This is a genomic window from Candidatus Thorarchaeota archaeon (assembly GCA_013388835.1).
In the GTDB taxonomy this organism is placed as follows: Archaea; Asgardarchaeota; Thorarchaeia; order Thorarchaeales; family Thorarchaeaceae; genus JACAEL01.
In genome coordinates this window covers 140,834-153,472 of sequence record JACAEL010000014.1, presented here as the reverse complement: position 1 = coordinate 153,472, position 12,639 = coordinate 140,834, and the positions used below count along the sequence as shown (strand labels likewise).

7 protein-coding genes are annotated in these 12,639 nt (G+C 53.3%); 3 read left to right on the top strand and 4 right to left on the bottom strand.

Annotated features, from left to right (window positions below):
• Nucleotides 1–18: 18 nt before the first annotated feature.
• The 4 genes from HXY34_02885 to HXY34_02870 all read right to left on the bottom strand — a co-directional run bounded on the left by HXY34_02885 (nt 19) and on the right by HXY34_02870 (nt 7,700).
• Complete coding sequence (locus tag HXY34_02885) at nt 19–1,032, bottom strand: ATP-binding cassette domain-containing protein (protein NWF95065.1); 1,014 nt, start codon at nt 1,030–1,032, stop codon at nt 19–21.
• 76 nt (nt 1,033–1,108) lie between these two features.
• The gene (locus HXY34_02880; GenBank protein NWF95064.1) at nt 1,109–4,012 is read right to left on the bottom strand and encodes an ABC transporter permease; all 2,904 of its coding nucleotides are present in this window, start codon (nt 4,010–4,012) and stop codon (nt 1,109–1,111) included.
• Nucleotides 4,013–4,028: 16 nt separating this feature from the next.
• Nucleotides 4,029–6,917 (bottom strand): FtsX-like permease family protein, encoded by a 2,889-nt coding sequence (locus HXY34_02875; protein NWF95063.1) that lies wholly within the window; start codon nt 6,915–6,917, stop codon nt 4,029–4,031.
• Between the two features lie 12 nt (nt 6,918–6,929).
• On the bottom strand, nt 6,930–7,700 hold the full coding sequence (locus HXY34_02870) for an ABC transporter ATP-binding protein (protein ID NWF95062.1): 771 nt from the start codon (nt 7,698–7,700) through the stop codon (nt 6,930–6,932).
• Between the two features lie 136 nt (nt 7,701–7,836).
• On the opposite strand from HXY34_02870, the gene mobB reads away from it, so the two are divergent.
• The 3 genes from mobB to HXY34_02855 are packed head-to-tail and all read left to right on the top strand — an operon-like array spanning nt 7,837 to nt 12,447.
• Complete coding sequence (mobB, locus tag HXY34_02865) at nt 7,837–8,358, top strand: molybdopterin-guanine dinucleotide biosynthesis protein B (protein NWF95061.1); 522 nt, start codon at nt 7,837–7,839, stop codon at nt 8,356–8,358.
• 22 nt (nt 8,359–8,380) lie between these two features.
• The gene (locus tag HXY34_02860; GenBank protein NWF95060.1) at nt 8,381–10,396 is read left to right on the top strand and encodes a hypothetical protein; all 2,016 of its coding nucleotides are present in this window, start codon (nt 8,381–8,383) and stop codon (nt 10,394–10,396) included.
• Nucleotides 10,393–12,447, top strand: a complete 2,055-nt coding sequence (locus HXY34_02855; protein NWF95059.1) for a M28 family peptidase — start codon at nt 10,393–10,395, stop codon at nt 12,445–12,447. The genes HXY34_02860 and HXY34_02855 overlap by 4 nt, the downstream gene beginning before the upstream one ends.
• Nucleotides 12,448–12,639 lie beyond the last annotated feature (192 nt).

Here is a 12,639-nt window from a genome sequence, read left to right as displayed (position 1 = left end):
CCCATCTATGCAGACAGCTCATATGGTCGAGCCGCAGTTGTTGCAGATGTAGCTTCCCTGCGGAATCTCCGCTCCGCAGACCCGGCAGATTCGTTTCTGCCTCACTCGAATGTCGTCCACGATGTCGCCCTTCTGAGGGACGAGAATGAACCGCCCGTCCTCGAAGCTTATCCGGAACTCACTGGGATTCCCAGCCTTTTCTAACAAGTCCACCGGCATCGGGAGCCGTGAGTTGCTGTCGAGCTTGACGATTCTTGTCAGTCCCAGAGTCTCAAGGTCAATGCCCGTCCTGTGGAAGCCAGAGAGTATTCCATCGCGTATCTCAACTGTGATGTCCGCCTTGGAGGCGACCTGCTGGCTATGAGTGACAATGAAGAAGGATGTCCCGAGAGTCTCGTTCAGCTCTTTGAACAACTCAAGGATGCGTTCTGCAGTCTCGGGGTCCAAATCACCCGTGGGCTCATCAGCAAGTACGAGACCCTTTCCCTCGGAGTCGACCAAGTTGACGAGCGCACTGGCAATCGCCACACGCGACCGTTCTCCCCCGCTCAGAGTTGTGGCCTTGTTTCGTTGCCGTTCTTCGAGCCCCACGAGCCGGATCAGTCTGTCAACGCGGTCTCTTCTGACTTCTCGGGGTACGCCCGCGATACGTGCTGCCAACTCGACGTTCTGCCATGCATTCAGATGTGGCAGAAGGTTGTTGATTTGGAATATGAACCCGATGAACGAGCGTCTCGCTTCTGTGAGTACTCTCTCACTCAGCTTAGTGATGTCCGTCCGAAGGTTGGCCCAGTAGACCTTCCCGACAGTGGCCTTCGTAATGCCACCAATGATGTTTGTCAATGTTGTCTTGCCCGACCCGCTTGGTCCAACAACGCACATTATCTTGCCTTCGAGGACCTGCAATGAAACACCGCTGAGAGCAACAACCTCAATCTCGTTGGTCTTGTAGATCTTGTAGCAGTTGCTGACGCTGACTACGACGTCATCGGGAAAGTCGGAGTACAAATCAAGCTCTTCACTTGTCACCATTCGGGGTTCTTCAGCCTCCTTATGTGGACCCTTGATAAGCCTATTGAGCAGTGGATTTCATTCAACCAGAGTCCTCCTACAGGTTCCTCAGGACAACAGCAGGATCGACACTGCTTGCCCTCATGGCAGGGATTAGTGTACTTCCCAAGAGTGCAATGCTCTCCAGCATCAACACGCCGGCCATCACAGAGACCGGGAAGGTCAGAGTCGTGCCGACAATCGGGAAGAAGGGAGATATCCCGAAGGTCAACAGAGACATGACGTAACCAAACACGGCCCCAAGGAATACACTGACGCCAATTGCAGCAACAACAGACCCAGCGAACTCGCCAAACACCATCGAGACCACTTGACTCTTTGTTGCGCCTAGAGACCTGAAGAGGGCGTATTCCTGCTTCCGTTCAATCACAGCCGAGCCCAAGAAGAGCGTGATAGAGGCCAGACCCATTGAAGCACACAGGACAAGTGAAACTGCTGTGAGACCCTGTATGCCCGATAGGAACAGCCGGACTGAATATGACTGGCTGGCCAGGTCATAGGTCTCAATCGTATACACTTTGAGACCTCTCATTTGTCCCACTGTGGATACAAACTGCGAGATGTCCGAATTCGCCACCGAATCGACAAGGAAGAATTTGGGCTCTTCCAAGTGGCCTTCTTCGTATAGGAGGTCAAGGTTGACCAAGGCAAAACCCTCATTGTCCACCTGAAAACCGAACTGAGATGCAAACGTCACTCCCGCTGCATCTCCAGTGTACGCAAGCCCAAACCCGGGTGCACTGTTCATGACTCCTACGACTGTGAAGGGGCGTGTGACTGTTCCAAGGGGGGAACCATAGGAGACAGTGATCACATCCCCAACACTCTTGTCCCACAGGCGGGAGTAGTGGCTGCTGATGACTATACCCTGCGGCGTCTCAGCCAGTTCTGTGAGCACCTCTGTGGGCGTACCACTGACGAAACTACTAGCAGAGAATACTCCGATTCGGGAGTAGAGATGAGCATCGACACCTTCGAGATTGAAAGTGTTCGAGCCCACCATAGCCCATGTCTCAATGACTGGGGTGATTCTGAACACTCCTGGGAACTGCATTAGAGAGTCGTTGTAGTAGATTGAATAGCCCGTGCTCTCAACTCGTGCATCGGCACCTATTGCGTACCCGAGTTCGGAGAGGACTGTGCTCTCGAAGCTTGATGCTTGCACCAGCATCATCGAAGTGGTCGTGAGTGTCAGTGTGAGGATGACCATCAGCGGAATGAACTGGCCCTTGCGCTTTCTCAGACTCTGGCTCATGTACAGACTCTTCTCTCCAAGTAGGAAACTTGTGCCTGAGGAGATTCGCGCAGTGACAAGCCGCATCGCTCTTGAACCCACATATGAAGCGACAAAGAGGAGGATGGTCGCGAGGAGAATCTCCCCTATTGCAGCAGGACCAACGGGATTGAGGACACTGGGAAGTACAATGAGCAGTACTAATATGCACCCCAGACCAAGGGAGTATCTTGAGAGTGTGCCAGCCTCGGTCGCTGCATCAACAGTCTCTTCTGTTGGTTGACCGACCTCGGAGACATCGATTCTGCGTGCCACATGGAGGAGGTATGCGCCAGGAAGGCACACCGCAATCACAGAGGCTATGACCAAAGCAATCGGGGGTATGCTCAGATGCGAAACATACAGAGCGTATAGCCCTAGGTCGAAGACAAGGAAACCGACCGAGGATCCAATCAGAGGCGCAAACAGGATGGCGAGACCCACGCCAAGAAGAAGCCCAAGGAGGGCAAGAAACACTGACTCCCACATGAAGGTTGCAAAGACCTGATTGAAGGACGCACCCTTTGACCGCAGAGCGCTAATCTCGCCCTTTCTCCTTGACACGGAGGTTTCAGAGGTGAAGACCGTCAACATCAGACTCATGACTAGAACAGGGAAGACGACTATGGTCAGTATCTGACTCTGGAGGAAGGTGTTGACATGGTCGACGAGCTGCCAGACGAAGACAAGGCCCTTTATGTTGATGCGGCTGTAGTTCAGTTCCAGTTGTGTCTTCAGCGACTCAAGCACTTTGCCGATGTTTGCCGCTCCGTGGGCCATGAGACCGCTCGTCGAGGCTCTGATTAAACCTACAGGCGAAAAGAAGCCTCGGTTGCGCACGTCGGTTACAACCGCCTGTCCTGCGCGCTCCTCGAGCATCATTATCGAGTCCGCTTGACCGAGAACCGGCTCTGCATACAAGCTCATGGGGTCCCAGTTCTTTCGGGATATTGACGGCAGAGCCTGTGCAAGTAAGTCGACTGTGGTCTTGGGTCGATATGTCCCGACCACGAGGAGGCCCTTGTATTCCACCATGCCTGTGGAGTAGGGAGTACCTGAAACCCCGTCCGCACCGGGATGAGGGAGTAGATCAAAGTCAATGGTGCTGCCCACAGTGATGGTCAGGTTGTGGACCTGCTTGGTGTATTCAACAAACTGCTCAGATACCAGTACTTCGTTCAGGTTGAGCGAGAACTGGCCTTCATGGGGAATGTGGGAGGACCATACAGCAAGCAGTTCGTTCGTCACAAGAACCACACGCATGTCCTTCAGTCGGTTGGCATAGTTAGTAGCATGCATGTCGTAATAGGCCCACTCGGGAATTGACTGCCCTTGAAGTATCCCCACAGTTGATGCGATGGTGTCAGCCCGCTCAACTAGGGGGCTACCCAACGCGGCGTTCAGTGCGTCGGCCATTTGGGAGGACTCATAGCTCTGACCGCTCTTGGGACTGACTGATAGCTGGTACAGGTTCTCCGAAAAGAACTCCTCTACGGCGATATTCGTGCCCGAGTCAGTCCAGATGAAGACACTGGTGGGCAGGGTGATACCGATTGCCAATACCAGCGCTATACCCATGTTCCGAACAGGATAGTTCTTCAGTGAGGAAATCATGTAGCTGATTGCCCACAAGTTGTTGCCTTTCAAAAGCGTCAATGAGTCACCCATGGCTGCTCTGCTCACCTCATAGATTTCTCAGGACTATCGCGGGGTCTGTCTTCGACGCCCTTCTTGCAGGGAAGTAGGCTCCTACAATCATCGCGCACATCTCTGTAAGCAGCACTGCTGTCAAGAATCCGACGGGGAACACTATGAGCGGTTCGAGAGCCCTTGAGAATGGACTCATCGAGAACACCACCACACTCAGTACGTATCCAAACGTTGTCCCGAGGAGGACACTCAGAGTGAGTGACGCTGCGACTACACCCGTAAACTCAGAGAAAACCAATCGCGTCAGCTGCCTCTTGGAACTGCCAACAGCTCGGAGGATTGCATAATCGCGTGTTCGCTCACCAACTATCGAACCTAGGAACAGTGTGAGCGAAAACATACTGAGCACCAATGACATCACAAACCCAATGGAGGACAGTCCCTCAACTGTGCTCAGGAAAAGGGCGGTGCCGAATGATGCGGACTTGAGGTTGAAAGAACGAGAGGTCACGGAGTTCACTCCTGGGAGGTCGCTCAGTCCTCGGACGAGAAGAGAATGGTTGGTAATGCACGCAAGGTCCACCAAGAATAGAGAGGCTGTATCAAGCGAGGTCTGCCCTGCGAGGAACTCGATGTTAGTAAGGGCAAAGCCGGAGAGAGGTGCTTGGTATCCAAAGCCTGCCCCCCATGCTGATACCGGCATGTCATCCTTGGAAGCATATCCGAAGCCCGGGCAGCTATATACAAAGTCGACAACCTCGAAGGTGACAGGGACCGATAGACCTTTGCCGCCCACCAGCAGGGTCAAGGAGTCACCCACGGTCCTGTTGAAGAGCTGGGCATGACGTGCGCTCAACACTATGCCATTGGGAACCTGTGCAAGTCGTGACAGCACAGTGACCGGGGACTTCCCATAAAAACTGGTTGAGTCAAAGTGTGCTATGACGGAGTACTCCAGAGCATCGATGCCCTCGATGGTGATCTTCTCTGAGCCCGTCTGTGCGAAGGTTGATAGGACAGGCGTAGCCAGATTGACCCCCGGATACGCCTCAATCACGTCACTGAAGGAAAAAGGCCTCGGAGTGGAGGCCACCCTCATGTCTGCGCCGATAGCGTAGTCCACTTCATGTCGAAGGTCAGTCTGGAAACTCTCCACCTGTACTGTGAAAGCAATGGTTGACGAGAGAGTCAGTACAAGGACTACCATCAGAGGAACGATTCTTCCCCGGCGCATCCTCAGATTGCTTGCAGCAACTGTGCACTTTTCACCCAGAATGAAGGCGAGTCGTGCGGAGACTCTTGCGAAGGCCTCTCTAGTGTAGCGAGAACCATTGTAAGCCATGAAAAACCAAGCCGCAGTACCGAAAGACAACTCCATAATGAGAACGAGGGGGTTGGCAGGAAGATAGAGGGCGGCTCCGATAACCATCACCAACAGGACAATGGAAGACCCAATGGTGAACCTATGAGCCTCTCCACCTTGGATTGGCTCTTCTGGTTTGTCCATGAGCATGCTGCCAATCTCAATCATGGCAGCTTTGCGTGCCGAGTTGAGAATGAGCAGGAGAGGTGGCAGAATGCAGACTGCAATCGCAAGCAGGACTGTAGAGGGTTTCAAGACAGTTGAAGCAAGGTAATACTCATACAGACTCCAGTCGAACATCAGATAGCCGGTCGCAGAGGAAATCAGAGCAGCGGTGAATACACTTAGAAACAGACCAAGACCAATGCTGGTGAGGACCACGACGAATGCCTCTGAGATGAAGATGCCATAGACTTGCGTTGAGCTGGCGCCCTTGGAACGAAGGGCACTGATCTCGACTGCTCTGGTCGCCAGGAATGTGTCTGCCGCAAAGACAGAAAGAAAGAGTGCAAGAACGAACACAGGCAGGTTGAGGACGCCAAGTGCGGTATTGGAAATGTAGGCGTTCACCACGTTCTGGAGATGCAGAATCTCCTCAAGTCCTTCCACATTTACACGGAACTGTTCCTCTATGCGGGCCTTTAGGGTCAGGAGGGTTTCCGATATCATCTGGACTCCCGCCGCAGTGAGTGCTGTCGAAGAGGCACGAATGAAGGCCTGTGCACCAAAGAATCCCTCCTCAGAGATCTGGCTGATGTCCATTGCGTCGGACAACACCATGATGCTGTCGCGGATGCCAAGCACAGGGGTGCTGAAGTGAACATAGTCATAGTTGTCCCGGACGATAGAGGGCAGTATGCGTTCCATTATGGACTGGTGTCCTTCAATCTCGTAGAGCCCCACTACCCTCAGCTGCTCAAGACTTGTGCGCTGCATATTGCCTATGGTACCAACCAGTCCAATGGGTCGTCTTCCAAGGACTTCAATGTCAATTGTGGAGTTGACTGTCAAGATAGTGCCAAAGACCTCATATACGTAGCTCACGAACTGACGTGAGACAAGAACCTCCCCTGTGTGGAGTTCAAATCGCCCCTCTATGCTGAATTCAGCAGCGGCACTCGTGAGGAACTCGTTGTCCACGAACATGACCTCGCAGTCTTTGATGCCGTCGGTGTAGACTGGTTCTGCAAGACCGTACTCAGTACTGTCAGGCAGATGAGTGCCATACACTAGGCCGACAGTGGAGTAGACGCGATGTGTGCTCTGGATGAACTGGTTGGACGCCACAAATGCCTCGGCGGCATCAACCATTTCTGTCATTCCCACATCGTCCTCGATTGCCATCTGGAATGAAGTGCTGTCAAAGAACTCGTCGACGCTCACTTGGAGGCCAGTATCAGCCCATATCAGCACGGAGCCAACAAGAGACAGTCCAAGGCTGAGTGTGAGCGCTAGACTAAGAGCACGGAAAGGATATGACTTCAGCGAGCCCATCGCATATGAGAGAGCATACAGCCTGTTGCCTCGATGACCATTCGACTTGTGTTCGCCTCGCCCCATTCCTGTTTGCTCCTATGCGTCTGGATTGGTATTGCCATCTGCTGCTCGTTCTGAGTCAACGTCCACGCCGCTGTGGCGGAAGAACTCGCTTACAAGTTCCTCAACAAGCTGACCATCCCGGAGCAACATGACTCTGTCTGCCATACGGGCAACCTCAGGGTCATGAGTAACGACAAGCACAGCTCGGTTGTCCTTCTTCGCCAAGTCGCGCATGAGTCGTATGACCTCGCCACCGGTCTTGTGGTCTAGGTCACCAGTCGGTTCATCACACAACAGAACGGCGGGGTCATTAGCAAGAGCACGGGCGAGAGCAACTCTGGATCGCATTCCACCGGACAGCTCATGCGGCATGTGATAGGCCCTATGATCAATCCCTACTGCTTTGAGCAATGCCATTGCACGTGCATGACGCTTCTTGGCACGAATCTCCTTCAGAAGCATGGGGACCTCAACGTTCTCAAGGGATGTGAGCACAGGCAGGAGATGTTGGTCTTGGAACAGGACACCTATCTTGTCACGGCGCATCTCCGACATCCGCTCGTCATCGAGACTCGTAATGTCCACACCATCCACTCGAATCAGACCGCGGGTCGGTCGGTCCAGACCACCAATCAGATTCAGAAGAGTTGTCTTGCCCGAGCCGGAGGCACCGACAATAGCTATGAACTCGCCCCGGCGCACCTTGAGATTTGTACCCTTGAGTACGCTGATCACTCTCGAGCCATCCTGGAACTCCCTGAAGACTTCGTGACACTCAACTGCAAGGTCAGTATCTGGTTCCAAAGGTGCCTTCTCCGGGGTCATCGCACGCTGATGCGATTTTTAAGGTTGCTAAGAGAGCAACAGCCTCGTCGCCCAGCAATCCGACATATACCTGTGTCGGAAGCAGCACTGAGCCTCAGGAGAACACACAGACCAGATGACAAGGAGTCCACGCGTCTTTGGCGTGTCAGGGTTTTCAGACTCCGGGAAGACTACGCTCATTGAAAGCCTGATTCCAGTCTTGTGTAGGAAGGGTTACCGTGTCGCAACTGTCAAGAGCTCGAGAGAGAATGTCCTCCCTCCGGTAGGCTCTGACACTTACCGGCACCTGAAAGCAGGGTCGCATATGGCGGTACTGCTAGGTCCAAGCACTACCACTGTCAGCTTCTGCGTCAGAAGACCTCTTGCCGAACTGCTCTCTGCAGACATCGATTTCATACTCATTGAGGGAATGAAGAAGAGTGCCATACCTAAGGTCTGGTGCGTGTCTGACGATGACGGCGAGACCTCTCCTGTCGAAACAGAGTCGATAGTTGCATTCGTAGGAAGTCAGGGAGTGAAACCCCACTGGGCGGCGACCACTGCAAGACTGCTGAGCCCCGATCAGGTTGACGAGATTGTGAACATGATCTTGGATCACGCAATAGCGTTCTCGGAACTGAGCGACCATGAGATGTAGGCGTAGGTCAAAAGGTTAATGAATGTCACATCAGCCAGCGCAACCTATGCGACCAAGACGGACCTGCTTCACAGCAATTGTCTTCTTGCTTCTGCTAGTTGCATGGGCTCCGAGTCTTGTGACGTCTGACAAACAGGTCTGGAACGAAACTGCCCTCACGCCCGTCGGTGTAGCAGTCCCAAGTCTTGTGGTCAATGTTGATGAGATTCAGAGGGAGATATTCGAAGCAGTGGACATCGACCGTCTCGAGGACACAGTCAGGGAGCTTTCCCTCAACCACCCACGAAGGATATGGTATCCACTCGACAAGGCACCTTCAGATGCTCTCAGAGCAGCATGGGAATACGTAGACCAGAAGATTGCAGGAATCTCAGGAGGAGAGCTCCACTTTGAGCGCTGGGGAAATCAGTCAAGCCTCGTGTGTGAGATGAAGGGCACGGCCTCAAACAATGCCCCCATCCTTGTCGTTGGGACCATTGCCTCGCCCTACTCTCCGGGAGCCAACGGTTATGGTGCATCTGTGGCAGCAGTGCTTGAAGTCGCAAGAGTGCTCAGTGATTACAGCCTTACTAATGATGTCCTCTTCGTGCTTACAAACACAATCACTGGATACTATGCCACTGGAGAACTTGGGAACCTCGGAGTCAGGGAGGTTCTGAAGATGCTGTATGAAGATGGGCGGCCGCCTGCAGCTCTGTTTTGGTTCTCGCTCCTGCTCAACAGGCTGGAGGTGAGCCAGATTGCAATCAGGTCATACTACAACTCAGAGTATGGAGCAGAAGAGTTCGGTCGTGACCTTGCGCTTAGAGTTTCTGAGCTATCCGGTGCAAAGATGACGGTAGACAGGAATCCGGACAACTTCTTCTTCTACAAGTCGGGCGCATATGATGGAGCTACCAAGGGAATCCCATCCTTCTCTATAGGACAGATGGAATATGAAGGCATCTCGGGATCAGAATATGACAGCTGGAATGTGGTAACGTATTCCTACGCTCAATTGACAGAGGCGACTGGGATTGTGGCTTCAATTGTCTGGTATCTTGGCAAAGTCAATACCGGAGACACACTCAGGTTCGAAGGCGGAATCTCCCTGCCTCGCGCAACCACCCGTAACAGGACAATGCCACTGACAGCGCCCTCCACACTCATCCTTCAACTGAGCTGGACCGGTGAGCCAAACATCAGGCTCAGGATAGTATCGCCTGAAGGGGTTACGCTCCACTCCCAGCTCGGAAGTGGCTACTCGCTCAGCCTCCAGTACAAGATACCTGAACCCGGTCAATATCACTTCATGGTGGACAATCTTGGCAACACCACAGCAGTGTTCACATACGCCTTTAGCGCGCCACAGGACTTTGACGCTGACACTCTGGACGACACCGAAGAATTCGCCTTGAATACGGATGCCATTGCTGCTGATACGGACGCTGACTGGCTGAATGATGCCCAAGAACGCAGCTGCGGGACCAACCCGAGAAACCCAGACTCCGACAAGGATGGGGTCCTTGATGGCATTGAAGTGCTGTACGGGTCCAACCCACTCATGACAGACACGGACGGTGACGGCCTGTCGGACGGATTTGAAACTGGCATGGGTCTATCACCCATATCAAAGGACACCGACAAAGACGGGGTTGAAGACAAGACCGAGTTGGATATGGGACTGAACCCTCTAGACCACGATACGGACGGAGATGGGCTAACGGATGGTCTGGAGCTGTTCCATGGCAGCGACCCTATGAACCGGGACACAGACGATGACGGTCTCAGTGACCTCTTTGAAGTGCTCAATGGCCTCAGTCCTCACTCCACAGACACAGACGGTGACGGCATAGAGGACCTGCGAGAAGTGGAGATGGGAATGCAGGGAGACAACACTGACTCGGATGGGGACCTACTGCCGGACTACCTCGACTGGATGCCCACCGAACACTGGCTCTTTGTTCTACCACACCTCGGCGGGTTGATAGGAGGCATTGCGCTTCTTGGATGGCTTGTTCGCAAGAAGAGAAGCTACGATTGGAGTGAAACGCAATGACAACGCAGAAGTCTCACGAGGTTGCCAACAACGGGTGCCTTCTTGTCATATGCATCATGGTCATGCTCGTCGCACCAACGGTCCAGAGTGCGACAGTACCGAGCACTGGAAACCATGGGCCAGCAGCTTCAGTGTTTGACAGAGCGTTGCTGGCGGACACGAACCATGTGGAAATCAGAAGCGTGTGGAGTCAAGTCTGGAGCAATGCCTCCACATCGAACATCCAGAGTTGGGTCGCCAGTCTCTCCACGACCTTTCCATCTCGCGTCTGGACGTCATCTGGAACCCCTTCAAGCAACCTGATGTCAGCGTGGGCATGGGCGAACAACACACTTGAAGCAATCACCGGAGGCACACTTGTCTTCAGACAGATCACTCCGTACAAGAGCCTTGTCGCCGTGAAAAACGCCACCGGCATCGGAATGCATAAGCGCGGAGCAGTCATAGTCTCGGGGGTAATTGACACTGAAGTGGACTGTCCGGGCGCAAATGATGTGGGGGCCAGCGTGGCAGCGGTCTTGGAGACTGCACGGCTGCTGAACAATCTGACGCTGTACTGTGATGTGTACTACATACTGAACAGTGCCGGTAGGCGGGACTCGAGCCAAGACCTCGGGAGTCATGCGATTGTTCAGTGGCTTGACGAACAACAGATACCCGTTGTCTTCGCTCTCACCTTTGACAGACTGCTGTTCAATCGAGTGACCTACGTCCATGGGACCAAGATATTCGTGAGGAGTTTGTCCTCCAGTCAGTACTATGAGTCTGAGTGGATCACAGACCTGATGGTAATGCTGTCAGAGACCTATGGGACTGCTCGATTCCAGTACACGCAAGACCACGCATTCGGGATGAATTCTCTTGCAGGAGAGATGTGGGCAGTGGGTATTCCTGCAGTTCATGTCACACAAGGTTACTGGCCTGACGGCATTAGTGGGAGCATAGTCGACACTTTCGACTACGCCTACTTTCAATACGACAAGGCTAGAGAGGCTGTGGCCTGCATAAGCTGTGTGGTCGCATACGTGGGATCACTTGGGTCAGGCGCAGCCCCATCCTTCAGGAATGATATCGTTCTTGCTGCAGGCATTGGGGTCTCACAACGGCACCAGATGACATACACGAGCTACATCAACGTGACGGCCACATGGTCCGGCAATCAGACAGTCAGAGGGCAGATTCGAAAGGCTGGCACAACAACCGACCTGTATTCTAGGTCAGGGACTGGGGGGCTACTGAAGATGAAATACCTATGCACCCAGCTTGATGAGTATGAGATTGTGCTTGTGAACATGGGAACGACATCAGCAAACATCACAGTTGAAACCACCTTCATCATGGACTGCGACGGTGACACCCTCTCAGACCTGTATGAGTTCTCGAGAGGGACCGATCCCTACAACAAGGACACTGATGGAGACTTCCTGACCGATTCCTTCGAGTTGTGGTACGGTTCGGACCCGACTTCGAGTGACAGTGACTCGGACGGCGCGTCAGACTATGACGAATACAGCTCGGGTTCGAGTCTCGTGGATTCGGACTCTGACAATGACGGTCTTGAGGACGGATTCGAAATGGAACTGGGTACCAGTCCAGTTCTGAGTGACACGGATGGAGATGGACTCTCAGACTACGATGAGCACTATGCGTATTTCACGAGTCCCTTGGACAAAGACACAGACCGAGATGGACTCGAAGACGGATTCGAAATACAGGCGGGACTGAGTCCGCTCGCGCCAGACTCGGACGGCGACAGTCTCAATGACCTCTTCGAAGTGCTTAATGGCCTCAATCCACTCGCCCGTGATACTGACTCTGATGGTTGGAGTGACGCATACGAAGTCGAATACTGCCTGTTGCCGAACAGTGCGGACACGGACAATGACGGGATTGCAGACTCAATCGATTGGGACCCGCGAAACCACTGGGTCAATCAGATGGCACCAGTCGGCCTGCTGGTCATACTGAGTCTGATAGCAGTCTTTGGGTTCCTCAAGCACCGCCGCTACCTGCTCACAGAATTAGGTCAAGAGACAGCTGTGACCGAATGACAGTGCACTATTAGTTGTGCAACTGGGCACAGGATTCTCTTCTGCTCAGATGGCAACACTGGGACCAATCCGCTCCCTGTGATTCGATAGGAGTCTTGAGTGATTTCAGGCTCGATGTGGCATGAAGCAGTACATGACCACTGCACAGTATAGTCCACAAGAGCAACCTCAGTCCAGCTGCTGCAGACCATC

What these genes read in the sequence shown, in the direction of transcription:
- HXY34_02860 (NWF95060.1), top strand. Translation starts at nt 8,381, where the DNA reads ATGTCACATCAGCCAGCGCAACCTATGCGACCAAGACGGACCTGCTTC.
- HXY34_02880 (NWF95064.1), bottom strand. Translation starts at nt 4,012, where the DNA reads ATGGGTGACTCATTGACGCTTTTGAAAGGCAACAACTTGTGGGCAATC.
- mobB (NWF95061.1), top strand. Translation starts at nt 7,837, where the DNA reads ATGACAAGGAGTCCACGCGTCTTTGGCGTGTCAGGGTTTTCAGACTCC.
- HXY34_02875 (NWF95063.1), bottom strand. Translation starts at nt 6,917, where the DNA reads ATGGGGCGAGGCGAACACAAGTCGAATGGTCATCGAGGCAACAGGCTG.
- HXY34_02885 (NWF95065.1), bottom strand. Translation starts at nt 1,032, where the DNA reads ATGGTGACAAGTGAAGAGCTTGATTTGTACTCCGACTTTCCCGATGAC.
- HXY34_02855 (NWF95059.1), top strand. Translation starts at nt 10,393, where the DNA reads ATGACAACGCAGAAGTCTCACGAGGTTGCCAACAACGGGTGCCTTCTT.